Here is a 22,752-nt window from a genome sequence, read left to right as displayed (position 1 = left end):
GTAGCGTGGGTACATGACCAGCCGAGCGTTGATCACCACCGAGGCCGCCGATCTGCTCGCCACACTGCAGAAACGCCACGGCGCGTTGATGTTTCACCAGTCCGGCGGCTGTTGCGACGGCTCGTCGCCGATGTGTTACCCGGCCGGTGATTTCATCGTGGGCGATCGCGACATCCTGCTGGGCGTGCTGGACGTCGGGGACGGCGTGCCGGTGTGGATCTCCGGGCCGCAGTTCGAGGCCTGGCAGCACACCCAGCTGATCATCGATGTGGTGCCCGGCCGCGGCGGCGGGTTCAGCCTGGAATCCCCCGAAGGGATGCGTTTCCTGTCCCGCGGCCGGGTCTTCACCGACGAGGAGAACACCGAGCTGGACCGGCAGGCGCCGATCACCGGCGCGCGATACGCCGAGGGGGCGCGCCCCGCCGATGACCGGACCCGGATCGTGGCCGAAGCCGCCGACGCCTGTCCGATGCCGGGAGCTACTTCTCCAGCGTGAACTGATCCACGTCGACCTGGCGGTTGCGGAACAGATTCGCACAGCCGGTCAGGTACTTCATGTAGCGGTCGTAGACCTCTTGAGACTGGATGGCGATGGCCTCGTCCCGGTTCGCCTCCAGATTCGCGGCCCAGATGTCGAGCGTCTTGGCGTAGTGCGGCTGCAGCGACTGCACCCGGGTGACCTTGTACCCGGCGGCGGTGGCGTGCTCCTCGACCATCGGCACCGACGGCAACCGGCCACCGGGGAAGATCTCGGTGAGGATGAACTTGATGAACCGGGCCAGCTCGAAGGTGAGCGAGATGCCCAGCTTCTTCGCGTCGGCGGGGTGGATACCGCAGATGGAGTGCAGCATCATCACGCCGTCGGACGGCAGGATCCGGTAGGTCTTCGCGAAGAACTCCGCGTACCGGTCGTGTCCGAAGTGCTCGAAGGCGCCGATGGAGACGATCCGGTCCACGGGTTCGTCGAACTGCTCCCAGCCCTGCAGCAGCACCCGCCGGGTCCGGTCGGTGTCCATGGCGTCGAAACCGCGCTGGACGTGCGCGGCCTGGTTCTTCGACAACGTCAGTCCGATGACGTTGACGTCGTATTTCTCCACTGCGCGCCGCGCCGTGGCGCCCCACCCGCAGCCGATGTCCAGCAGCGTCATACCGGGCTGGAGCCCCAGCTTGCCCAGCGACAGGTCGATCTTGGCCAGCTGGGCTTCTTCCAGGGTCATATCGTCGCGCTCGAAATAAGCACAGCTATACGTTTGGGTAGGGTCCTGGAAAAGACGGAAGAAGTCGTCGGACAGGTCGTAATGTGCCTGTACGTCTTCGAAGTGAGGTTTGAGTTGTTCGGGCATTGGCCGATGGCCTTTCGCTTGAGTGCGTGGTGGGATACCCGCCGATCACCTCTTTGAACCAGATAAGCATCCCCCGGAAGATCCCCTCCCGCAGCATTCGTAGCCGGTTCGGGCGCGGATGGGAGCGACTTCGCAGAACCGGGGTCGGTCTCGTGCCGACCAGGACGGCGCCCCGATAGGGTGATGGCGTGACCCACTATGACGTCGTCGTACTCGGAGCTGGCCCCGGCGGATACGTCGCGGCCATCCGCGCTGCCCAACTCGGCCTGAACACCGCCATCGTCGAACCGAAGTACTGGGGTGGCGTGTGCCTGAACGTCGGGTGCATTCCGTCCAAGGCGCTACTGCGCAATGCCGAACTGGCGCACATCTTCAGCAAGGAAGCCAAAACCTTCGGTATCAGCGGGGAGGCGAGCTTCGACTACGGCGCCGCCTTCGACCGCAGCCGTAAGGTCGCCGACGGCCGCGTCGCCGGTGTGCACTTCCTGATGAAGAAGAACAAGATCACCGAGATCCACGGTTACGGCAAGTTCACCGACGCGAACACCCTGGCTGTCGACCTCAACGAGGGCGGGACCGAGACGGTCACCTTCGACAACGCGATCATCGCGACCGGGTCGTCCACCCGGCTGGTCCCGGGGACCTCGCTGAGCAAGAACGTCGTCACCTACGAGAGCCAGATCCTTTCGCGGGAGCTGCCCGGCTCGATCATCATCGCCGGCGCCGGTGCCATCGGCATGGAGTTCGCCTACGTCTTGAAGAACTACGGCGTCGACGTCACCATCGTCGAATTCCTGCCGCGGGCGCTGCCCAACGAGGATGCCGAGGTGTCCAAGGAGATCGAGAAGCAGTACAAGAAGCTCGGCGTCAAGATCCTCACCGGCACCAAGGTCGAGTCGATCACCGATGACGGCTCGACGGTCACCGTCGCGGTCAGCAAGGACGGCAAGAGCGAGGAGCTCAAGGCCGACAAGGTGCTGCAGGCCATCGGTTTCGGGCCGAATGTCGAGGGTTTCGGCCTGGAGAACACCGGTGTCGCGCTGACCGAGCGCAAGGCCATCGCCATCGACGACTACATGCGCACCAACGTGGGCCACATCTACGCCATCGGTGACGTGACCGCGAAGTTGCAGCTGGCCCATGTCGCCGAGGCGATGGGTGTGGTCGCCGCCGAGACGATCGCGGGTGCCGAGACGCTGGCGCTGGGGGACTACCGGATGATGCCGCGGGCCACCTTCTGCCAGCCGCAGGTGGCCAGCTTCGGGCTCACCGAGCAGCAGGCCCGTGACGAGGGCTACGACGTCGTTGTCGCGAAGTTCCCGTTCACCGCCAACGGCAAGGCGCACGGCCTGGCCGACCCGACCGGCTTCGTCAAACTGGTCGCCGACAAGAAACACCTCGAGCTGCTCGGTGGCCACCTCATCGGCCCCGATGCCTCCGAGCTGCTGCCCGAGCTGACGCTGGCGCAGAAGTGGGATCTGACCGCCAACGAGCTGGCCCGCAACGTGCACACGCATCCGACCCTGTCGGAGGCGCTGCAGGAGTGCTTCCACGGCCTCACCGGCCACATGATCAACTTCTGATCGCCGGTGCGCGAGAGGGTAGTCGCCGCCATCGGCGGGCTGGTGATCGGCCACGTCCTGTGGCTGCTCGCCATCACCGCGGCGATCAACACCAGTGACGTGAGTTTCTGGGTGCTGATCGTCTCGGTGGTGATCATCGGCCTGTCGGCCGGCGTCGCCCTGCTGGGCTGGCGTTCGTATCAGCGCAAGCAGCAGGTGCGGACGGCGTTCCTCTGGGCGCTGCCGATCGCCCCGGTGCTGATGACGATCGCGGTGCTCGGGGTTACGTATCTCTAGGCAGGAAGGGCTCGCGCAGTTGTACGCAGCATGCGCTGCGTACCGTGCACCGGCGCCGATACGGGTCTGCGCGCAATGCGCCCCGGACCTCACGGCGGCGGGATTGGCTGCGACGCCGTTGGATGCGCTGAGCTTGGAACATCTGACGGCCCTGCACGTGATGGAGCTCGACGACGATGCGCTGCGGTACTACTTGCCGCGGATGATGGAGCTACTACTGCTCACGTCCGCGCCGGTGTTCGACTTCCAGGTGTGGGACGTGAAGATCCGGATGGTGACGTGGACCGGTCCGGAACGGTCGGCGCTGCAGGGGTTCGCCGCGGCCGTGTGGGCGGAACTGCTCGCCGTATACCCGGCAGACCTCGGGTATTTTTCGGACTCCCCATCGGCACTGGACCTTGTGGATTGGTGCGGACTGCCACTCGGAGATCACCTTGATGCGTTGCTCACCGGGCCGGTGGCGGCGGCCCGACATCTGGCCGATCTCGTCGACGCGATGTTCACCCGCACCACGCCGTTCAAGACGGTCAACAAGGCAGCGGTGCTGAACTGGATCGCGGCACCGGCGGTGGGGGAGCGCCTACAGGACGCGTTCTTCGCGACCTCCGGAAGTGCTGCGCAGGAATTATCGGCGGCTCACCAGTTGTGGGCTGTCTGCGCCGGCCGCTAGTCCGGGAAGTCCAGCGGGATCCGCAGCGTCGCCATGGTCGCCGCCAGCGCATCGTATTGCCCTGCGAGCGTGCAGAATTCGATGATCTGGGCGCGGTTGTACAGCTTGGCCAACGCGGTCCACGTCTCGGTGGACATGGACCGGGTGATCACGAACTCGTCGGTTGCGGTGACCAGCACCCGCTGCCGGGCGGTGAGCACCTCGGCGTCCGGGCCCTCGAAGATCGCGGCTTGGGTGGCGGCATCCAGACCGCGGCTGCGCGCCAGCCTGCGGTGCTGCTGCAACTCGTACTCGCTGTCGCGTAGATGTCCCACCCGCAGGATGACCACCTCGGCGTCCTGGCGGGACAACTTGCCGGCGTAGAGCAGATACCCGGAGAACGGCAGCCAGGCCAGGAACAGCAACCGGTGCTGGCCGAGCACGTTGAACAGGTGGAATTTCGGTGCCCGGATTCCGCGTGCACCGGCCTTGGCGATCACCCAGTTGACCGGGCCGAGTTCCCGGAATCCGCCGGGCGGGATTCGGGCGGGCATCGGAGTGGGGGAGGACTCGGGCGGTGTCAGCTCGGAACCGGTCATGTCTGCTTCACCAGGTAAGGAGACACCGTGCTGCGGTGCTCGTCGAGGTCGAGGGCGCGACCGAGTGCGGGGAACGCGCGCTGGGGGCAGTTGTCACGCTCGCACACCCGGCACCCGGCGCCAATCGGAATCGCTGCGACGTTGGGGTCACCGGTCAGTTCCAGCCCTTCGGAGTAGACCAGTCGGTGCGCATGACGGAGTTCACAGCCCAAACCGATCGCGAACGTCTTACCCGGCTGACCATAGCGCGACGCGCGGCGCTCGACCGTGCGCGCCACCCACATGTACTGCCGGCCATCGGGCATCTGGGCGATCTGCACCAGGATCTTGCCCGGGTTGGCGAACGTCTCGTACACGTTCCATAGCGGGCAGGTGCCACCCGAGGACGAGAAATGAAAACCGGTCGCGGACTGGCGTTTCGACATGTTCCCGGCCCGGTCGACGCGCACGAACGACAACGGCACGCCGCGCATGGACGGCCGCTGCAAGGTGGACAGCCGGTGCGCGATGGTCTCGTAGGACACCGCGTAGTACGCCGACAACCGCTCGACGTCGTAGCGGAACTCCTCGGCCACGGCGTGGAACTGCTGGTACGGCAGCACGGTGGCCGCCGCGAAATAGTTGGCCAGGCCCAGCCGGGCCAGCGTGCGGGACTCGTCGCTGGTGAACTTGCCCTCGTCGACGAGCTTGTCGATGAGGTCGCCGAACTCCAGGTAACCCAGTTCGGCGGCGAGCTTGAAGACGTACTGCCCACTGGCCAGGTGGCTGCCGATCTCCAGCGTGCGGGTGGCGGGATCGAAGCGGTGCAGCACCGTATCGCCCATGTTCTGCCGTTTGACGATGTGCACCCCGTGCACGGCGGTCAGCCGTGCCGACAGCTCACCGGCCAGATCGGCCCGGTTCATCCGCATCCGGATGGTCAGGTCCTCTGCGGCGGTATCGAGCTCGTGCAGATAGTTCTGTCGCTGGTAGAAGTAGTCGCGCACCTCTTCGTGAGGCATGGTGATGGACCCCGACCCGGAGCCGCTGCCTCCGACATTCGCACCGAACCTGTCCTCGGTGGCCGCGGCCAGCTGCGTCGTCGTCAACCGGTAGCGCTGGTGCAGGTTGACCATGGCGCGGGCGATCGCGGGATGGGTGGCCACCAGATCGGCGATCTCGGCGGCGTCGATGTCGATGTCGACATCGCGGTCCATCGTGACCTCACGCAGTTCGGCGACCAGCCGGGTGTCGTCCTGGGACGCGAAGAAGGTGGCGTCCACCCCGAACACCTCGGTGATACGCAGCAGCACGGCGACCGTGAGGGGCCGCACGTCGTGTTCGATCTGGTTGAGGTAACTCGGCGAGATCTCCAGCATCTGGGCCAGCGATGCCTGGCTGAAACCGCGTTCGTTTCGTAGTTGGCGGACCCTTGATCCGACGAACGTCTTGGCCACTCGTCCAGGGTAATCACGCTTGCAAAGATTGGCTTTGCATTGTTCGCAGACCAATATGGAAGACATGAGTGGTTTGGCCAAGACGATGATGCCCGTGCCCGACGGCCACCCCGACGTGTTCGACACCTCGTGGTCGCTGCGAATGGCCGATGTGGACCGCGACGGCCGGTTGCGTTTCGACGGTGCCACCCGCCACATCCAGGACGTCGGCCAGGACCAGCTGCGGCAGATGGGTTATGAGGACGTGCACCCGGCGTGGATCGTGCGCCGCACCATGATCGACATCGTCGAGCCCATCGAGTTCCCCGACATCCTGCGGTTACGGCGGTGGTGTTCGGGGACGTCGACGCGCTGGTGCGAGATGCGGGTGCGCATCGATGGCCGTAAGGGTGGCCTGGTGGAATCCGAGGCGTTCTGGATCTGCTTCAGCCGCGAGACCCAGGGCCCGGGCCGCATCTCCGATGACTTCCTCGCCGGGCTGCGGCGGACGACAGACGTGGACCGGCTGCGGTGGAAGGGGTACCTCAAGGGGGGAGCCCGCGAGGACGCGGTCGCCATCCGGCGCTACCCGGTGCGCGTCACCGATATCGACCTGTTCGACCACATGAACAACTCGGTCTATTGGAGCGTGGTCGAGGACTACCTGGAGACCACCCCGGAACTCCTCTCCGCGCCGCTACGGGTGACCATCGAGCACGACTCGGCGGTGGCACTGGGCGACGACCTGGACATCATGGTGCACGTGTACCCGCCCGGATCGACGGACAAATTCGGCCCGGAGCTGACGGACCGGACTGTTACAACGCTCACATATGCGGTGGGCGAGGAGACCAAAGCTGTCGCCGCGTTGTTCGCTCGCTGATGGTCCGCCGTTTAACAGTACGGGCGTACTGACCAGCGGCAATTGGCTACCGGTGGGTAGATTCTGAACCGGTTCAGCCGTTCGCGATCTTCGCAATCTTCGCAACTTAACGCGGGGCGTTAGCCAAAATTGGCAACTGAAACGGGTGGACCTGCGCATATGCGGTAGGGCATCCTCGGATTAGCACACCCGCGAGGCCGCGGTGGCATTAACAACCTGAGGGTTGATAGGCCGCAGCGACAGTCGCAACCTGTTAACCCGTTAAGGAGAGCCATGTCCACCGTTGGCACGCCGAAGAGCCCGGAACAGATCCAGCACGATTGGGACCACAACCCCCGCTGGAAGGGCATCACCCGTACCTACACCCCGGCCGACGTCGTCGCGCTGCAGGGCCACGTCGTCGAGGAGAACACCCTCGCCCGCCGCGGCGCCGAGGTGCTGTGGGACCAGCTGCACAACATGGACTTCGTCAACGCCCTCGGTGCGCTGACCGGTAACCAGGCTGTCCAGCAGGTCCGCGCGGGCCTCAAGGCCATCTACCTGTCGGGCTGGCAGGTCGCCGGTGACGCCAACCTCTCCGGCCACACCTACCCCGACCAGAGCCTCTACCCGGCCAACTCGGTGCCGCAGGTGGTGCGCCGCATCAACAACGCGCTGCTGCGCGCCGACCAGATCGCCAAGGTCGAGGGTGACACCTCGGTCGAGAACTGGCTCGCCCCGATCGTCGCCGACGGCGAGGCCGGCTTCGGTGGCGCGCTGAACGTCTACGAGCTGCAGAAGGCGATGATCGCCGCCGGTGTGGCCGGTTCGCACTGGGAAGACCAGCTGGCCTCGGAGAAGAAGTGCGGCCACCTCGGTGGCAAGGTGCTCATCCCGACCCAGCAGCACATCCGCACCCTGACCTCGGCGCGCCTGGCCGCCGACGTCGCCGATGTGCCGACCCTGGTCATCGCGCGCACCGACGCCGAGGCCGCCACCCTGATCACCTCCGACGTGGACGAGCGCGACCGCCCGTTCATCACCGGTGAGCGCACCAACGAAGGCTTCTACCGGGTGCAGAACGGCCTGGAGCCGTGCATCGCCCGCGCCAAGGCCTACGCGCCGTACGCCGACCTGATCTGGATGGAGACCGGTACCCCGGATCTGGAGCTGGCCAAGAAGTTCGCCGAGGGCGTCAAGAGCGAGTTCCCGGACCAGATGCTGTCCTACAACTGCTCGCCGTCGTTCAACTGGAAGCAGCACCTGGACGACTCGACGATCGCGAAGTTCCAGAAGGAGCTCGGCGCGATGGGCTTCAAGTTCCAGTTCATCACGCTGGCCGGCTTCCACGCCCTGAACTACTCGATGTTCGATCTGGCCCACGGCTACGCCCGCAACCAGATGAGCGCCTACGTCGAGCTGCAGGAGCGCGAGTTCGCCGCCGAGGAGCGTGGCTACACCGCCACCAAGCACCAGCGCGAGGTCGGCGCCGGCTACTTCGACCGGATCGCCACCACGGTCGACCCGACCAGCTCGACCACCGCGCTGGCCGGTTCCACCGAAGAGGGTCAGTTCCACTGATCCTTCGGTGCCACTCGGCGCCGAGTTACTGAGTTGATAGCGTCAGGCCCCGTCCGCCACCGCGGGCGGGGCCTGACGCCGTATCGGGAGTCTGAGGAGAGCAAGTTGAGTATCGAACGCGTGGGTGTGATCGGCGCCGGGCAGATGGGCGGCGGCATCGCCGAGGTATGCGCCAAGGCCGGCGCGCAGGTCGTCGTCTACGAACCTGCTGCCGAATTCCTGGACGCGGGCAAGGCCCGCATCACCGCGTCGCTGGACCGCGCCGCCGCCAAGGGCAAGCTCAGCGCGGAGGACCGCGACGCCGCGCTCGGCCGGTTGACCTTCACCACGAACCTGGCGGCTTTCGCCGATCGGCAGCTGGTGATCGAGGCGATCGTCGAGGACGACAAGGTCAAGGCGAAGGTCTTCGCCGAGGTCGACGAGATCGTGACCGACCCGGACGCGGTCCTGGCGTCGAACACCTCCAGCATTCCGATCATGAAGATCGCAGCGGCGACCAAGAATCCGCAGCGGGTGCTGGGCTTGCACTTCTTCAACCCGGTGCCGGTGCTGCCCCTGGTCGAGCTCATCTCGACCCTGGTCACCTCGGACGACGCGCTCAAGCGCACCGAAGAATTCGCTGGCAAAGTGCTGGGTAAGCAGGTCGTGCGCTGCTCGGACCGGTCCGGCTTCGTGGTCAACGCGCTGCTGGTGCCGTATCTGCTCGCCGCCATCCGGATGGTGGAGGCCGGATTCGCCACCATCGAAGACGTCGACAAGGCCGTGGTCGCGGGGTTGTCGCACCCCATGGGTCCGCTGCGGCTCTCGGACCTGGTCGGCCTCGACACGCTGAAGCTCATCGCCGACAAGATGTACGAGGAGTTCAAGGAGCCGCTCTACGGTCCGCCGCCGCTGCTGCTACGCATGGTGGAGGCGGGGCAGTTGGGGAAGAAATCCGGTCAGGGCTTCTACACGTACTAGCGCTGGGAAACATTTAGCCTAGCTAACATGGGGTACCATCGTCGCGTACGGTTCGAAAATGCCTTCGGGGGGTATCCGGGCCGCGGCCGCCAAATCAACAAACGAGGTTATTTTTCGCATGTCAAACGTCGAGTCCGATCTTGCGCCGTACTACGAGGAGTCGCAGTCGATCTACGACATCTCGAATGAGTTCTATGCCCTCTTCCTCGGACCGACCATGGGCTACACCTGTGGTTACTACGAGCGCGAGGATATGAACCTCGAGGAATCGCAGAACGCGAAGTTCGACCTGGCGCTGGGCAAGCTGGGCTTGGAGCCCGGCATGACCCTGCTCGACGTCGGCTGTGGCTGGGGCGGCGCGCTGGAGCGGGCGCTGACCAACTACGACGTCAACGTCATCGGCATCACCCTGAGCAAGGAACAGTCCGACTACGCCCGCAAGCGGCTGGCGAAGATCGAGACCAAGCGCAACGTCGAGATCCGGCTGCAGGGCTGGGAAGAGTTCAACGAGCCCGTCGACCGCATCGTGTCGATCGGCGCGTTCGAGGCCTTCAAGCAGGAGCGCTACCCGGTGTTCTTCGAGCGGGCCTACAGCATCCTGCCCGACGACGGCGTCATGCTGCTGCACACCATCCTCGCCCACACGCAGCAGTTCTTCCGCGAGAACAACATCAAGCTGACCATCAGCGATCTGAAGTTCATGCGGTTCATCGCCGCGGAGATCTTCCCGGGTGGGCAGCTGCCTGCCGTCGAGGATATCGAGAAGCTGGCCGCCGACTCCGGGTTCGAGCTCAAGCGCACCCACCTGCTGCAGCCGCACTACGCCCGCACGCTGGACATGTGGGCCGCCAACCTGGAAGCCAAGAAGGACGAGGCCATCGCCCTGCAGGGCCAGGAGGTCTACGACCGCTTCATGAAGTACCTGACCGGTTGCGCGGACTTCTTCCGCCGCGGGATCACCAACATCGGCCAGTTCACGCTGGCCAAGTAGGGCCGCTCACCAGAAGGCGCCGAGACCACGGTTTCTGACGAGAATCGACACGAACCTCGTCAGAAACCGTAGTCTCGGCGCCTTTTGAGTGCGTCGTGGGTACGCGTGATGACGGCGTCGGGCAGGTAACGCAGATGTCTGGCGCTGACGCGCACGATGGTCCATCCCGCGTCCGCCAGGAATTCCAGCCGGTCGATGTCCGAACTGTGGATCGCCGGGTCCCTCCAGTGCTGTTCGCCGTCGTACTCGACGCCCACCATCCACTGCGGCCAACCCATATCGATCCGGCGTACCACGCGACCCCGGTCGTTGCGCACGGGTATCTGGGTGACCGGTCGGGGGAGCCCGGCGCGCACCAGCAAAAGGCGCAGCCGCGTTTCCTGCGGAGATTCAGCTCCGGGATCACAGAGGTCGAGTACCTGGCGCAGGCGCCGGATTCTGCGCGCGCCCGGGTAGCGCTCGGCAATCGCGGCGACCACAGCCACCCGCTCGCCCGCGTGGTTGAGCAGCGCGTCGATGCGGATGATGCCGGTGTCCACCGGCAGTCGTCGTCCCATGTCATAGCAAGTACGCGCCGCCGTTGTGCAACGGATGTCGCCGATCGTGGTGAGTTCGTCGTCGGCGATCTCACCGGAGTGCACCACGATGCCGGGCGGGCTGGGTTGGCGGAGGCGAGCCAGTTCGGCCGGGGCGTCGGCGGGTAGCCATCTACTGCCGAGCATCGCGGCCGCCGAGTAGCCGGCCAGCGTCGCCCTCCGACCCGACCACAGCCAGGCAGCGGTTGCGCGGGTAGCGGCATCCAGCGCCATGTCGCGCGGAGCGTAGACGTTGTGATGCAGCTTCCGGTACTTCGTCCGCAGTCCGTGGCGCGTCGTCAGGCCGGTGGCCAGCGCTTCGGTGCCCAGCACGATGTGTCCCACACCCCTTACCGGACGCAGCGCGGCCGCATTCGGTTCCCGCGCACGCCGAGACTACGGATGTTGACGGCGTAGCCGGAAGATCACGCCACAAACCGTGGTCTCGGCGAACCTAGGCCCTCGCCAACCGCTTCTTCTCGGCCTTCACGTCGAAATCCGGTGGCGGCCAGGCGAAGTTGAACTCCTTGAGCGCCTCGATGAGCAGCTCCAGGATGGCCAGCCGGCTGTACCACTTGCGGTTGCACGGAATCACATGCCAGGGCGCGTAGTCGGTCGACGTGCGGTCCAGCATCACCTGATAGGCCTCCTGGTATTTGGGCCACAGCAGCCGCTCGTCGATATCGGCAGGGTTGTACTTCCAGAACTTGTCGGGCCGTTCCAGTCGCTCGGCCAGGCGCTTCTTCTGTTCGTCCAGCGAGACGAACATCGCCACCTTCACGATCTTCGTGCCGCCCTCGACGAGTTCCTTCTCGAATGCGTTGATCTCGTCGTAGCGCGCACCCCACACCTCGGGCGGAACCAGGTTGTGCACGCGCACGATCAGCACGTCCTCGTAGTGTGAACGGTCGAACACCCCGATGTGGCCGGCCGCGGGCAGGGCGTTGCGGATCCGCCACAGATAGTGGTGGGCCAGCTCCTCCTCCGTGGGTTTACCGAAGCTGGCGTAGTCGATTCCCTGCGGATTGCCTGCTCCTACAACATGTTTGACGATGCCGCCCTTGCCCGCGGTATCCATGCCCTGCAGCACCAGCAGCAGTGATCGGGTATCGCCGGCGCGGCTGTTGGCGTACAGCATCTCCTGCAACTCGGCGAACCGGATATTGCGCTCGGCCTGCAGCACGGGGGCGTCGCGTTTGGAGCCGACGAATCCCGGTGTGGCGTCCGGGTCGATCCCGGTGACCGAGGAGCCGGGCTTGAATTCCAGATGGGTGTGCGGCTCGTGGGTCCACAGCGCCGGGAGGTCGGTGTCACTGGTCGTCACGGCCGGGCTCCCGCTCGTTGCGGTCCTCGCCCGTGCCTGCCTCGCGTTCGCCCTCGGAAAGTCACCCGGCCAGTCAAACAGCTACGCGGGCAATGTGGGCGACGGATGCGCCTGCGAGTTGAACTTCTCCAACGATCCGCCGACCTCGACGATCCCGCACAGCGCGCTCCAGGACAGCATCGTCAGATAGTCGATCAGTTCATCGGTGGTGATCCGCGGGTTGGACATCCAGGAGTGGGTGGACAGCTGGACGCCGCCGACGATCATGAACGCCCACGATTCCACGCCCTGGGTGTCCATACCGTTCAACTGCATGCGACGGCGCAGCATCACCGCCAGCATGCGGGCGATGATCTGCTCGGAGTCGGCGATGGCCTTCGTCCGGCTGGCCGAATTGTTCGACATGACGAACCGGTAGGTCTCCGGTTCGGCGGCGACGGTGTCGACGTAGACCCGGATGATCTCGCGCACCAGCGCATAGCCGTCGGACGTCGAGGACAGGGCGGCCGCCATGTTCGGGATCAGCGTGGTCTGGGCGAACCGCATCATCACCGCGGTGGTGAGGTCGTTCTTGTCCACGAAGTAGCGGTAGAGCACGGTTTTGGACACGCCGATCTCGGCAGCGATCTCGTCCATGCTGACGTTGCTGCCCCGCTGGCGAATCGCTTCCAGGGTGCCGTCCACGAGCTCATTCCGACGGTCAACCTTGTGCTGATGCCAGCGTCGTTTGCGGCCATCGGTTTTTACCGCTGCCGCCGAGCTCTGCTGTGGCACTGTCGTGAATATCCGTTCACTAGGTCATCTTGATAATACGGTGATTCGGCGCCCCCGGTCGATCGCCGCGGCGCGTCGGCGGCGCGTTAGCGGATGATGGAGGCGTGGCGCACAGACCAGCCCCGGGCCCGCCGTCGCTGACGGCCAGTTTTGCTGCGGCGATGACGGCGGCAGACGCCGGACCGGATTCGAAGGCCGACCGTGAACGCCGCCGCGGATTGCGACGGATGAAGGCCGTCGCACTCGGGTTTCTGATCGGCGCGACGGTGATCTTCCTCGCATGTGCGTGGGCCCAATCTCGCGGCGCCGGCAACTGGGTGGGTTACGTCCGGGCCGCCGCAGAAGCCGGGATGGTCGGCGCGCTGGCCGACTGGTTCGCGGTGACCGCGCTGTTCAAGCATCCGCTGGGCATCCCCATCCCGCACACCGCGATCATCAAGCGCAAGAAGGACCAGCTCGGCGAGGGGTTGGGCACCTTCGTCCGGGAGAACTTCATGTCCGCCGAGGTGGTGGCGACGAAGCTGCGCGATGCCGAGATCGCCGGCCGGGTGGGCAAATGGCTGTGCGAGTACAGCCACGCCGAGCGGGTGGCCGCGGAGGCGTCGACCGTGCTGCGGGTGCTGGTCGAGATGCTGCGCGACGAGGACGTCCAGCACGTCCTGGACCGAATGATCGTCAAACGCATCGCCGAGCCGCAGTGGGGACCGCCGGTGGGCCGGGTGCTGTCCGGCCTACTCGCCGAGCAGCGCCAGGAAGCGCTGCTGCAACTGCTGGCCGACCGGGCGTTTCAGTGGTCGCTGAACGCCGGCGAGGTGATCGAGCGGGTCATCGAGCGCGATTCGCCCACCTGGTCGCCGCGCTGGGTGGACCACCTGGTGGGCGACCGCATCCACCGCGAGCTCATGGACTTCACCGACAAGGTGCGCCGCGACCCCAACCACGAGCTGCGCCGCTCGGCCACGAAGTTCCTGTTCGAATTCGCCGACGACCTGCAGTACGACCAGGCCACCATCGCGCGCGCCGAGAAGGTCAAAGAGCAGATCATGGCGCGCGACGAGGTCACCAAGGCGGCCGAGACGGCGTGGAGTGCCGCCAAGCGCATCGTGCTGGAGTCGGTGGACGACCCGTCGTCGGCGCTGCGCACCCGGATCGCGGACTCCGTGGTGCGGATCGGGGAGTCGTTGCGTGACGACGCCGACCTGCGCGACAAGGTGGATGGCTGGATCATCCGCGCTGCTCAACACTTGGTTTCGCAGTATGGGACGGAGATCACAGCGATCATCACCGAGACGATCGAGCGCTGGGACGCGGACGAGGCCAGCCGTCGTATCGAACTGCACGTGGGCCGTGACCTGCAGTTCATCCGGATCAACGGCACGGTGGTCGGATCGCTGGCCGGCCTCGTCATCTATTCGGTGGCCCAACTGATTTTCTGAGCACTGCTAGCAAGTGCTTGCAATAGTTAGCACTCGCTCGTACCGTGGGTTGTGTCAGTGGAACCCGGCGGATGGAGGCTCAGATGTCGCCCGACGACAAAATCGCTTCCGTGGTGAACAACGACAAGATCGCGGAAGTCGTGAGCAGCGCGGCATNCGATATCGGCAGCTTCATCCGTGCTCAGCGGGAGGCGGCCCAGGTGTCGGTGCGCCAGCTCGCGGAGAAGGCCGGCGTCAGCAATCCCTACCTCAGCCAGATCGAACGGGGATTGCGCAAACCGTCGGCCGATGTGCTCAACCAGATTGCCAAGGCGCTGCGGGTCTCGGCTGAGGTCCTCTACGTGCAGGCCGGGATGCTCGAGCCATCCGAGGGTAGTCAGGTCCGTGACGCGATCATCGGAGATAACGCGATCACCGAGCGGCAGAAGCAGGTGCTGCTCGACATCTACACGTCGTTCTGTCAGCAGAACGAGGCCGAAGCGGAAGCCGAATCCGGCGCGCAGGGGGAAGCGGAAGGGGTGACGACCACGCCTGAATCCAAGTTTCACGCCATCACATCAGAACCACACACATCACACAGCTGACCTGAAAGGAACAATCATGACCGAGAAGACCGAGAAGACCATCGAGGATCTCAAGACTCCGCTGCTCGCCGCCGTGGGTGCCGCCGACCTGGCCCTGGCCACCGTGAACGAGATCGTCGCCACCCTGCGTGAGCGTGCCGAGGATGCGCGCACCGACGCCCAGGGCCGCGTCGAGGAGGGTCGCGCCCGCCTGACCAAACTGCAGGAGGAGCTGCCGACCCAGTTCGACGAGCTGCGCGACAAGCTCACCACCGAGGAGCTGCGCAAGGCGGCCGAGAAGTACGCCGACGAGGCGCAGACCCGGTACAACAAGCTCGTCGAGCGCGGCGAGGCCGCCCTGGAGCGGCTGCGCAACCAGCCGGCGCTGGAGGAAGCCGCCGCTCGTGTCGAAGAGGTCACCGACCAGGCCGTCGAGCTGACCCAGGATGCGCTGGGCACCGTGGCGTCGCAGACCCGTGCCGTCGGCGAGCGTGCCGCCAAGCTGGTCGGCGTGGAACTGCCGAAGAAGGTCGAGAAGGCTGCCGCTCCGGTCACCGCCGCGCCCGCCAAGAAGGCCGCGCCCGCCAAGAAGGCCCCGGCCAAGAAGGCTGCGCCCGCCGCCTCGACGGCCGCCCCGGCCGCCAAGAAGGCTCCGGCCAAGAAGGTCACTCAGAAGTAAGTTCGACGTTCTGATGGCACCCGCCTAGGCTGCACGTGTGATGCTTGCAGACCTGGCGGGTGCCATTATGTTTGTGCTGGTCGGGATCGTCGCCCTGGTCGGCGTGTATTCATTCGTCCACGCGGCCATCCAGCGGCCCGACGCGTATACGGCCACCGGCAAGCTCACGAAGCCGGTGTGGTTGCTCATCCTCGGTGCGGGCGTGCTGCTCGCGCTGCTGATGCGCGATGCGTTCGGCGCCGCGATCTGCGCGTGCGCGGCGGGTGTGTACCTCGTGGACGTCCGGCCGAAAATTCTTGAGATCCAGGGAAAGTCGCGCTGACTCCCGACGGTCCAGCGGTGCGGAGTGCGGCAGCCCGGCACCGCGCGATGCGCACCCTGATCGCCGCGCTCGGCACGGCGTCACTCCTCGTGGGGACGGCACCCGTTGCCGCGGCCGGCGGCCACTATGTCGACCACACCACGTGGGTGAAATGGGGCGACCTGTCCAGCCTGCGGGTCTATCCCACGGCGGCCGCCCGGGCCGAGTCCGCCCGCCCGAACACCCTCGCCCAGGCCGACCAGGCGTGGGCCGAGGTGCTGACCGATGCGCCCGACGCCGACCTGCCCGGGATGCGCGCCCAGTTCCTCTGCCACTGGCAGTTCGCCGAGATCGCCGAGCCCGGCAAGACCAGCTGGAACCTCGAGCCGTGGCGGCCCGAGGTCAGCGATACCGCCATGTTCACCGCCGGCTGCAATCCCGGTGGCACCGAGGAACCGTTCTAGTCCAGCCCCGCGAAGCACGGATCGCCGCCGCTACCGCTGCGGCCCGGAGGCATCGTTGCGTTGCGGGTCCCGTACTTGGCCGTCACCCCGGTATCGGTCACCTGCACGCTCTCGGCGTGGATGCCCAGGGGGATGTTCTTGGTGATCTGCTCGAGGAACGCATCGAGTGCGGGCTGCACCGTCTCCCGGGGCAGCATGAAGCCCAGCCCGGACAGGCTCTGCACGGTCAGCGTCAGATTGTTGTTCTGCACTTCCGGCTTCACCACGATGCTGCCCAGTGCGGCCTGCAGTTCGATGGTGCCGTCGCTGGGGTGGGTGGACACGCTGCTGACGAAGCTGCCCACCAGGGGGATCTGGTTCTGGATGGTGTTCTTGATGCCGTCGGCGGTCCAGGTGATGTTGGCGTCCAGCGCGCCGATGGTCCCGGGTGCGCTCTGGTTCCCGGTCAGCCGGATGTCGTTGATGACGATCTCGGCCTTCATCCCGTCGGCCTCGCGGACGCGGTGGCCCGCGGTGGTCACGGTGACGTCGTTGTAGTGGTCGGCGAAATACTGCAGGAGGACCGGGGTCTTGCCGAAGGACACCTCGACATCGTCCTGCACCACGCAGGACGTGATCTGGGTGACCGTCTTGTCCGCGATATGGCGCGCCACCAGCTCCGACCCGACCGCCCCCGCGACGACCAGCGCCAGGACGATGACCACCACGAGCACGATCGACAACGGATCGCGGAACAGGCCGCCGATCTTGGCGCCCAGCGATTTCGCCGGCTCGGGAGCCGCCGGAGGCGGAGGCACGGGCGCGCCTGCGGGCGCAGGAGACCCGGCGGGCGCTGCGTCGGTGGGTTGAGGAGCCCAGGGATCGGTCACGCAGTCGATTGTGCCTTAGCGAACTGCGTGCGATTGCGCAGCACCGCGATCGTCTCCCGGATGCGGGCGGCCGCGTCGAGGTCGACATCGGTCACGACCAGCTGCGGTTCCTCCCCGGCGGCCTGCAGAATCTCGCCCGCCGCGGAGGCGACGAGGCTGCCGCCGACCCCGGTCGGCCCCAGTGCGGCGATCTCGTCACCGGGGTAGGCCTGGTCGACCGCGGCCACCACGCCCGTGGTGTCGATGGCGCGTGCCCGGGCCAACAGCGTCCACTGGTCGAGCTTGCCCGGACCGGTGCCCCACGAGGCGTGCACCGTGATGAGCTGGGCGCCGCGGTCCGCGAGGTCGAGATACAGCTCGGGGAACCGGACGTCGTAGCAGAGGGTCAAACCCACCCTCACGTCGTCGACGCTGATCACCACCGGCTGGTGGCCGGGGGCGACGGTCTTGGATTCGGCGAAACCGAACGCGTCGTAGAGGTGGATCTTGTCGTAGTGCGCGTCGACGTCCGGCCCGGACGCCATCAAGGTGTTGGTCACCCGGCCGTCTCCGGACGGGCAGAACATTCCGGCCACGACGGTGATCCCGGACCGCTGCGCGGCGGCCCGCACCCCGTCGGCCCACCGGCCGTCCAGCGGTTCGGCCACCGGCGCCAGCGGCACACCGAACCGGCACATCGTCGCCTCGGGGAACAGCACCAGTCGCGCCCCGGCCTCGGCGGCATCCCGGGTGTACTGCGCGACGAGGTCCAGGTTCGCGGCCGGGTCGGTGCCCGACCGGATCTGTGCCAGGGCGATCCGCATAAGCCCAGCCTAGACGGGTGCGACGGTCGGCCACGGCACGGTCAGCACACCGTCGCGCATCCGGCGGCGCGAGGTCTGCACGGGCAGCCCCTGGGCGCGCAGATCGTCGAGCATGGCCCGCCAGCGCACTCGCGGACCGAACACGCCGTGACCGGCCGCGCCGGCCCACGCCCGGTCGGCCGCGGTCAACAGCTCGTGGATCGGCTGGCCCGCCACGTTGTGGTGGATGAGGACTTTCGGCAGCCGCTCGGCCAGGTCCGAGGGCCGCTCGATGGCGAACGGATCGCATGCCAGCGTCAGGCTGACCGGGCCCGCCGCGTCCAGCAGCACCCAGCAGCAGCGCCGGCCCAGCTCATCGCAGGTGCCGTCGATGATCAGCCCGCCGGTCGCCAACCGGGTGCGCAGCCGCTCCCACGAGGCGTCGACCTCGTGCACCGGGTACTGGCGCAGCACGTTGAAGGCTCGTACCAGCACGGGCCGCAGTCCGGCCAGCTCGAAGCCACCGAGGGCGAATTCGACGTCGGTGCCCGCGGCGCGGGCGGTGGCCACCCGCTGCGGGTCGATCTCCAGGCCGACGACGCGGACATCGGAGCGGACCGTGCGCAGCCGCGAGGCCAGCTCGACCGTGGTGACCGGCAGAGCCCCGTAACCGAGGTCGACCACCAGTGGTTCCGGCGCGGTCAGCAGTGCCTCGCGCACGACCGGGGAATGCACCAGCCAGCGGTCGCTGCGGCGCAGCCGGTTGTACCCCGTGGTGCCTCGCGTCGGTGAGCCGACAGGTTTACCCTGCGCGTGACCGATGGGCTCGTTCAGCCGTGGTCCCTGATCCACTCGCTGGTGAAGACCTGTTCAAGACGCAGCATCTCGACCAGGTGCCCGCCGATGAAGCTCTCCAGCTTGCCGCCGACCAGCGGGATCTTCACCTCGACCGTGACGCGTATCTGGGCGTGCGCTCCGGTGCCGGTGTCGGACAGTGCCGCGCTGGCGGTGACCAGTGCCGGTGTGCCGGTCAGATCGCCCGTGATGGCGGCGCTGGATCTGCCACCGGTCAGCGGGCTCCAGCGTTCCTCCCGGATGAGGGTGAGATCGCCACGGTGGAACTGCGTCACGACGGCGGGCAGTTTGGCCGGCCGGACGGTCTGGGTGGTGACCACTTCGATGGTGCCGTCGGCAGCCTTCTCCAGGACATCCAGTGAGGTTTCATCGCAGCCGGACTTCTCCAACCGAGTCAGCCAGTACGGCTTCTCGGAGAACGCCGCGAGGACCTGGGCGGCGGGGCATTCGTAGGTGGCTGCCATGTCGAATGAACGTGGCATGACAGCCACGCTACCGTTATGACCCGTGGTCAGTGAGTTTTTCGAAGGCGCCTCGGTCGCCGGGGATGTCGCGCTGGCACCGCTGACCACGCTGCGAGTCGGTCCCGTCGCCCACCGTGTCATCACCTGCGATACCACCGACAAGCTCGTCGACGTGTTGCGCGCCCTGCCCCTCGGTCCGGACGTGCTGGTGCTCGCGGGCGGCTCGAACGTGGTCCTGGCCGACGACCTCACCGGCCTGACCGTGGTGGCGGTGGCCAACACCGAGATCACCGTGCACGAATCCACCGTGCGTGCCGAGGCCGGTGCGCTGTGGGACGACGTGGTGGTGACCTCGCTGGCGCACGGGCTGGGCGGGCTGGAGTGCCTGTCCGGTATCCCCGGCTCGGCGGGTGCGACGCCGGTGCAGAATGTGGGCGCCTACGGTGCCGAGGTCGCCGACACGCTGGCCCGGGTGCGTCTGCTGGACCGCCGCACCGGGGAGGACCGCTGGGCAGACCCGGCGGATCTGGGATTCGGGTACCGGCACAGTGTGTTGAAGAACTCGCCGGACGTGGTGGTGCTCGAAGTCGAGTTCGGCCTGGACCCGGCGGGACAGAGCGCGCCGCTGCGTTACGGCGAGCTGGCCACGGCACTGGGCGTGGCGCCGGGGGAGCGCACCGATCCGCTGCGGGTCCGAGAGACCGTGCTGAAGCTGCGCGCCGCCAAGGGCATGGTGCTCGACGCCGACGATCACGACACCTGGAGTGCCGGGTCGTTCTTCACCAATCCGGTGGTCCCGGCCGAGACTTTCGAGCGTATCCAGGCCGCGTGTGAGGGCAGGGTGCCGAACTATCCGGCCCCGGACGGGGTGAAACTGGCGGCTGGTTGGCTGGTTGAGCAGGCCGGATTCGGTAAAGGATTCCCCGGTCCGGGCGCGGCCGCGACATTGTCGACCAAACACGCGCTGGCGCTCACCAACCGTGGCCGGGCCACCTCCGCCGACGTGATCGCCTTGGCCAGAACGGTGCGGGACGGCGTGCGCAACCGATTCGGGATCGATCTCACACCCGAACCGGTTCTGTTTGGCTGCCGACTCTAGGTACCGTTGATTCACGTGAGCCCCGCAGGTGAGACGTCCCCGCTAGTGAATCGGCGGCGTGCCCTCACCGTGCTTGCAGCCGGCGGTGCCGGCCTGCTGGCCGCGTGTGCGGGCAAATCGAGCCAACCCCACGCCGAATCCGCGGCCCCGGCGCCGGCCCCGGTGATCACCTACACGCCCGAGGACAACTCCGACGGCGTCGTGCCCACCTCGCCGATCGGCGTCGCCGTCAGCGACGGCTGGTTCCAGCATGTGAGCCTGACCAACGCCGAGGGCAAGCCCGTCGCCGGCGCGCTCAACCCCGACCGCACCGGGTTCAGCGTCACCGAACCGCTCGGGTACGGCGTGCAGTACACCTGGGCGGGGTCGGTGGTCGGCAAGGACGGCAAGGCCGTCAAGCTGACCGGCAGCTTCACCACCGTCAACCCGACGACCATGGTCAACGGCCAGTTCCAGCTGGCCGACGGACAGGTCGTGGGTGTCGCGGCGCCGATCATCTTGCAGTTCGACGCGGCCATCGACACCAAATACCGGGCCGAGGTCGAGAAGGCGCTGAAAGTCACCACCACCCCACCCGTCGAGGGCAGCTGGGCGTGGCTACCCGACGAGGTCGGTGGGTCCCGCGTGCACTACCGGACCAAGGAGTACTACCCGGCCGGTACCACCGTCCACGTGAAGGCCGGCCTGTACGGCGTGCCATTCGCCGAAGATGCCTTCGGCGCAACGGATTCCACGCTGGATATCAGCATCGGCCGCCGTCAGGTGGTCAAGGCGGAGGCCTCCAGTCACCGGATCCAGGTGATCACCGACGAGGGCGTGCTCTTCGATTTCCCGTGCAGTTACGGCGAAGGGGACCTGCCGCGCAACATCACCCGCAGCGGGGTGCACGTGGTGACGGAGAAGTACGAGGACTTCTACATGTCCAACCCGGCCGCCGGGTACACCAACGCGCACGAGCGGTATGCGGTGCGGATCTCCAACAACGGTGAGTTCATCCACGCCAACCCGTCGAGCGCCGGAGCGCAGGGCAACACCAACGTCACCAACGGCTGTATCAACCTGTCCACCGAGGACGCGCAGCAGTATTTCAACACCGCGATCTACGGCGACCCGGTCGAGGTCACCGGCACCTCGATCGAACTGTCCTACGCCGACGGCGACATCTGGGACTGGGCGGTGCCGTGGGACGAGTGGAAGTCGATGTCCGCGCTGACCTCGCAGAAGCCGCCGGCGGGCATCCCGGCCTCGGCGCCGGCGACGCCCAGCGGTGCCCCGACGCCGACCGCGACGCCGGAGCCGGTCGCCACGTCGAGGCCCGCGCCGACGGCTACACCCGGCGGTTGAACCGTCCGTGCGGCGCCTGGTCGCGCGGCCGGATGACGATCTGATCCAGGTTGACGTGTGACGGTCGGGATGCGACGAACCCGATGACCTCGGCGACATCGTCGGCCACCAGCGGGGTGATGCCTTCGTACACCTTGTCGGCGCGGTCCTGATCGCCCTTGAAACGCACCAGGGAGAACTCCGTCTCGACCGCCCCTGGCGCAATCTCGGTGAGCCGCACCGGTTTTCCGAGCAGCTCGCCGCGCAGCGTGCGATGCAGGGCGCCCTGGGCGTGTTTGGCGGAGGTGTAGCCGGCGCCGCCGTCGTAGGTTTCCAAGGCCGCGATCGATGTGATGGTGACGATCAGGCCGTCGCCGGAGTCGACCAGTTTGGGTAGCAGGGCCCGGGTGACCCGCAGCGTGCCCAGCACGTTGGTCTCCCACATCCAGCGCCAATGCTCGAGGTCCGCGTCGGCGACCGGTTCAAGGCCCATGGCCCCGCCGGCGTTGTTCACCAGCACGCAGACGCTGTCCAGCGTGTCGGCCAGCCGTGCCACATCCGCGTCGGAAGTGACGTCCGCCACAATCGCCGACCCGCCGATCTGGGCTGCCAGCGCCTCGATGCGGTCGGCTCGGCGGGCCACGCAGACCACGTGAAAACCAAGTGCGGCAAGGGTTTTGGCGGTCGCCTCGCCGATGCCGGAACTGGCGCCGGTGACCACGGCGACGCGGGGGGTGGCTGATGTCGAAGTCATATCCCGAACTTTAGTTGGCGTGCTAAGTTCACCGTGTGTTGCAGACCAGTCCGGTGAACCGCGTTCTCTCGCGGCGTGCGTGTTGTTGTTGCGCATCCCGCCGCGCCCGACTGATCTAGCGGACCTTACGTCCTCGCTGAAGTCGACGGTGTGGCAGAAGCCCCCACCCTCGAAACTTCACCAAAAGGACACCCCCTGTGCGTACCGCCACCGCTTCCGCTTCTGTTTCCT

General features: G+C 66.6%; 26 protein-coding genes. 15 read left to right on the top strand and 11 right to left on the bottom strand.

The genetic code is table 11. The annotated features are described in order from the left end of the window. Window positions 1-13 precede the first annotated feature (13 nt). Entirely contained in the window at window positions 14-496 is a 483-nt protein-coding gene (locus H7J86_RS10425) for a DUF779 domain-containing protein (protein WP_090360424.1), read from the top strand. Here H7J86_RS10425 and H7J86_RS10420 read toward each other — a convergent pair. Continuing rightward, on the bottom strand, window positions 480-1,343 hold the full coding sequence (locus tag H7J86_RS10420) for a cyclopropane mycolic acid synthase family methyltransferase (RefSeq protein ID WP_267290830.1): 864 nt from the start codon (window positions 1,341-1,343) through the stop codon (window positions 480-482). The two genes, H7J86_RS10425 and H7J86_RS10420, sit on opposite strands and share 17 nt — an antisense overlap. A gap of 188 nt (window positions 1,344-1,531) precedes the next feature. Here H7J86_RS10420 and lpdA point away from each other — a divergent pair, with 188 nt between their 5' ends. From lpdA to H7J86_RS10405, 3 genes are all read left to right on the top strand, one after another. Further along, on the top strand, window positions 1,532-2,926 hold the full coding sequence (lpdA, locus tag H7J86_RS10415) for a dihydrolipoyl dehydrogenase (RefSeq protein WP_267290828.1): 1,395 nt from the start codon (window positions 1,532-1,534) through the stop codon (window positions 2,924-2,926). A 6-nt stretch (window positions 2,927-2,932) separates the two neighbouring features. Beyond that, window positions 2,933-3,202, top strand: a complete 270-nt coding sequence (locus H7J86_RS10410; RefSeq protein WP_167156519.1) for a hypothetical protein — start codon at window positions 2,933-2,935, stop codon at window positions 3,200-3,202. Between the two features lie 133 nt (window positions 3,203-3,335). Next, window positions 3,336-3,872, top strand: coding sequence for a hypothetical protein (locus H7J86_RS10405; RefSeq protein ID WP_267290826.1), 537 nt, complete (start codon window positions 3,336-3,338; stop codon window positions 3,870-3,872). Here the strand turns inward: H7J86_RS10405 and H7J86_RS10400 are convergent. Both H7J86_RS10400 and ramB read right to left on the bottom strand, forming a co-directional pair. Next, window positions 3,869-4,450, bottom strand: a complete 582-nt coding sequence (locus H7J86_RS10400) for a carboxymuconolactone decarboxylase family protein (RefSeq protein WP_235632967.1) — start codon at window positions 4,448-4,450, stop codon at window positions 3,869-3,871. The two genes, H7J86_RS10405 and H7J86_RS10400, sit on opposite strands and share 4 nt — an antisense overlap. Next, entirely contained in the window at window positions 4,447-5,886 is a 1,440-nt protein-coding gene (gene ramB, locus H7J86_RS10395) for an acetate metabolism transcriptional regulator RamB (RefSeq protein WP_090360409.1), read from the bottom strand. Before ramB ends, H7J86_RS10400 begins: the two co-directional genes overlap by 4 nt. Window positions 5,887-5,950: 64 nt before the next feature. On the opposite strand from ramB, the gene H7J86_RS10390 reads away from it, so the two are divergent. From H7J86_RS10390 to H7J86_RS10375, 4 genes are all read left to right on the top strand, one after another. After that, window positions 5,951-6,748 carry an acyl-[acyl-carrier-protein] thioesterase gene (locus H7J86_RS10390; protein ID WP_208410146.1) on the top strand — a complete coding sequence of 266 codons (798 nt, stop codon included), beginning with the start codon at window positions 5,951-5,953 and terminating at the stop codon, window positions 6,746-6,748. 273 nt (window positions 6,749-7,021) lie between these two features. Beyond that, entirely contained in the window at window positions 7,022-8,308 is a 1,287-nt protein-coding gene (gene aceA / locus H7J86_RS10385) for an isocitrate lyase (protein ID WP_090360404.1), read from the top strand. A 105-nt stretch (window positions 8,309-8,413) separates the two neighbouring features. Next, the gene (locus H7J86_RS10380) at window positions 8,414-9,268 is read left to right on the top strand and encodes a 3-hydroxybutyryl-CoA dehydrogenase (RefSeq protein WP_267290823.1); all 855 of its coding nucleotides are present in this window, start codon (window positions 8,414-8,416) and stop codon (window positions 9,266-9,268) included. A gap of 118 nt (window positions 9,269-9,386) precedes the next feature. Beyond that, entirely contained in the window at window positions 9,387-10,259 is an 873-nt protein-coding gene (locus H7J86_RS10375; RefSeq protein WP_090360400.1) for a cyclopropane mycolic acid synthase family methyltransferase, read from the top strand. A gap of 59 nt (window positions 10,260-10,318) precedes the next feature. Here H7J86_RS10375 and H7J86_RS10370 read toward each other — a convergent pair whose 3' ends face one another. From H7J86_RS10370 to H7J86_RS10360, 3 genes are all read right to left on the bottom strand, one after another. Next, window positions 10,319-11,179 (bottom strand): endonuclease domain-containing protein, encoded by an 861-nt coding sequence (locus tag H7J86_RS10370; protein WP_267290821.1) that lies wholly within the window; start codon window positions 11,177-11,179, stop codon window positions 10,319-10,321. 109 nt (window positions 11,180-11,288) lie between these two features. Continuing rightward, window positions 11,289-12,158: a polyphosphate kinase 2 family protein gene (locus H7J86_RS10365; RefSeq protein WP_090360395.1), complete on the bottom strand. Its 870-nt coding sequence runs from the start codon at window positions 12,156-12,158 to the stop codon at window positions 11,289-11,291. An 81-nt stretch (window positions 12,159-12,239) separates the two neighbouring features. Then, window positions 12,240-12,932 carry a TetR/AcrR family transcriptional regulator gene (locus H7J86_RS10360; protein WP_187098205.1) on the bottom strand — a complete coding sequence of 231 codons (693 nt, stop codon included), beginning with the start codon at window positions 12,930-12,932 and terminating at the stop codon, window positions 12,240-12,242. Between the two features lie 161 nt (window positions 12,933-13,093). Between H7J86_RS10360 and H7J86_RS10355 the strand changes: the two genes are divergently transcribed. From H7J86_RS10355 to H7J86_RS10335, 5 genes are all read left to right on the top strand, one after another. Beyond that, a complete protein-coding gene (locus tag H7J86_RS10355) occupies window positions 13,094-14,368 on the top strand; it encodes a DUF445 domain-containing protein (RefSeq protein WP_090360390.1) in 1,275 nt (424 codons plus the stop codon). 83 nt (window positions 14,369-14,451) lie between these two features. After that, entirely contained in the window at window positions 14,452-14,952 is a 501-nt protein-coding gene (locus H7J86_RS10350) for a helix-turn-helix domain-containing protein (RefSeq protein WP_267290819.1), read from the top strand. A gap of 16 nt (window positions 14,953-14,968) precedes the next feature. Next, on the top strand, window positions 14,969-15,610 hold the full coding sequence (locus tag H7J86_RS10345) for a heparin-binding hemagglutinin (RefSeq protein WP_090360388.1): 642 nt from the start codon (window positions 14,969-14,971) through the stop codon (window positions 15,608-15,610). A gap of 40 nt (window positions 15,611-15,650) precedes the next feature. Further along, window positions 15,651-15,932, top strand: coding sequence for a DUF2516 family protein (locus tag H7J86_RS10340; RefSeq protein WP_181953104.1), 282 nt, complete (start codon window positions 15,651-15,653; stop codon window positions 15,930-15,932). A gap of 47 nt (window positions 15,933-15,979) precedes the next feature. Next, entirely contained in the window at window positions 15,980-16,375 is a 396-nt protein-coding gene (locus H7J86_RS10335) for a DUF2599 domain-containing protein (protein ID WP_090360385.1), read from the top strand. Here the strand turns inward: H7J86_RS10335 and H7J86_RS10330 are convergent. From H7J86_RS10330 to H7J86_RS10315, 4 genes are read right to left on the bottom strand one after another with little or no spacing between them, the layout of a single operon-like run. Then, window positions 16,372-17,244, bottom strand: a complete 873-nt coding sequence (locus H7J86_RS10330; RefSeq protein WP_267290817.1) for an LmeA family phospholipid-binding protein — start codon at window positions 17,242-17,244, stop codon at window positions 16,372-16,374. The two genes, H7J86_RS10335 and H7J86_RS10330, sit on opposite strands and share 4 nt — an antisense overlap. Further along, window positions 17,241-18,047 (bottom strand): carbon-nitrogen hydrolase family protein, encoded by an 807-nt coding sequence (locus H7J86_RS10325; protein ID WP_187098208.1) that lies wholly within the window; start codon window positions 18,045-18,047, stop codon window positions 17,241-17,243. The genes H7J86_RS10330 and H7J86_RS10325 overlap by 4 nt, the downstream gene beginning before the upstream one ends. 9 nt (window positions 18,048-18,056) lie before the next feature. Beyond that, window positions 18,057-18,878: a class I SAM-dependent methyltransferase gene (locus H7J86_RS10320; protein ID WP_267290815.1), complete on the bottom strand. Its 822-nt coding sequence runs from the start codon at window positions 18,876-18,878 to the stop codon at window positions 18,057-18,059. Next, window positions 18,857-19,363 carry a DUF2505 domain-containing protein gene (locus H7J86_RS10315; RefSeq protein ID WP_090360377.1) on the bottom strand — a complete coding sequence of 169 codons (507 nt, stop codon included), beginning with the start codon at window positions 19,361-19,363 and terminating at the stop codon, window positions 18,857-18,859. The genes H7J86_RS10320 and H7J86_RS10315 overlap by 22 nt, the downstream gene beginning before the upstream one ends. A 25-nt stretch (window positions 19,364-19,388) precedes the next feature. Here H7J86_RS10315 and H7J86_RS10310 point away from each other — a divergent pair, with 25 nt between their 5' ends. Both H7J86_RS10310 and H7J86_RS10305 read left to right on the top strand, forming a co-directional pair. After that, entirely contained in the window at window positions 19,389-20,444 is a 1,056-nt protein-coding gene (locus H7J86_RS10310; RefSeq protein ID WP_267290813.1) for a UDP-N-acetylmuramate dehydrogenase, read from the top strand. 6 nt (window positions 20,445-20,450) lie between these two features. After that, a complete protein-coding gene (locus H7J86_RS10305; protein WP_372517250.1) occupies window positions 20,451-21,788 on the top strand; it encodes a L,D-transpeptidase in 1,338 nt (445 codons plus the stop codon). On the opposite strand, the gene H7J86_RS10300 is transcribed toward H7J86_RS10305, so the two are convergent. Continuing rightward, window positions 21,772-22,521, bottom strand: a complete 750-nt coding sequence (locus H7J86_RS10300; protein WP_090360370.1) for an SDR family oxidoreductase — start codon at window positions 22,519-22,521, stop codon at window positions 21,772-21,774. The genes H7J86_RS10305 and H7J86_RS10300 overlap by 17 nt on opposite strands. Window positions 22,522-22,752: the final 231 nt, after the last annotated feature.

The organism is Mycobacterium hackensackense (genome assembly GCF_025822555.1).
Taxonomy (GTDB): domain Bacteria; phylum Actinomycetota; class Actinomycetes; order Mycobacteriales; family Mycobacteriaceae; genus Mycobacterium; species Mycobacterium fluoranthenivorans.
This window is presented reverse-complemented; position numbering and strand designations above follow the sequence as displayed.

What these genes read in the sequence shown, in the direction of transcription:
- H7J86_RS10425 (WP_090360424.1), top strand. Translation starts at nt 14, where the DNA reads ATGACCAGCCGAGCGTTGATCACCACCGAGGCCGCCGATCTGCTCGCC.
- H7J86_RS10420 (WP_267290830.1), bottom strand. Translation starts at nt 1,343, where the DNA reads ATGCCCGAACAACTCAAACCTCACTTCGAAGACGTACAGGCACATTAC.
- H7J86_RS10400 (WP_235632967.1), bottom strand. Translation starts at nt 4,450, where the DNA reads ATGACCGGTTCCGAGCTGACACCGCCCGAGTCCTCCCCCACTCCGATG.
- H7J86_RS10390 (WP_208410146.1), top strand. Translation starts at nt 5,951, where the DNA reads ATGAGTGGTTTGGCCAAGACGATGATGCCCGTGCCCGACGGCCACCCC.
- aceA (WP_090360404.1), top strand. Translation starts at nt 7,022, where the DNA reads ATGTCCACCGTTGGCACGCCGAAGAGCCCGGAACAGATCCAGCACGAT.
- H7J86_RS10375 (WP_090360400.1), top strand. Translation starts at nt 9,387, where the DNA reads ATGTCAAACGTCGAGTCCGATCTTGCGCCGTACTACGAGGAGTCGCAG.
- H7J86_RS10355 (WP_090360390.1), top strand. Translation starts at nt 13,094, where the DNA reads ATGACGGCGGCAGACGCCGGACCGGATTCGAAGGCCGACCGTGAACGC.
- H7J86_RS10345 (WP_090360388.1), top strand. Translation starts at nt 14,969, where the DNA reads ATGACCGAGAAGACCGAGAAGACCATCGAGGATCTCAAGACTCCGCTG.
- H7J86_RS10340 (WP_181953104.1), top strand. Translation starts at nt 15,651, where the DNA reads ATGCTTGCAGACCTGGCGGGTGCCATTATGTTTGTGCTGGTCGGGATC.
- H7J86_RS10335 (WP_090360385.1), top strand. Translation starts at nt 15,980, where the DNA reads ATGCGCACCCTGATCGCCGCGCTCGGCACGGCGTCACTCCTCGTGGGG.
- H7J86_RS10325 (WP_187098208.1), bottom strand. Translation starts at nt 18,047, where the DNA reads ATGCGGATCGCCCTGGCACAGATCCGGTCGGGCACCGACCCGGCCGCG.
- H7J86_RS10315 (WP_090360377.1), bottom strand. Translation starts at nt 19,363, where the DNA reads ATGCCACGTTCATTCGACATGGCAGCCACCTACGAATGCCCCGCCGCC.
- H7J86_RS10300 (WP_090360370.1), bottom strand. Translation starts at nt 22,521, where the DNA reads ATGACTTCGACATCAGCCACCCCCCGCGTCGCCGTGGTCACCGGCGCC.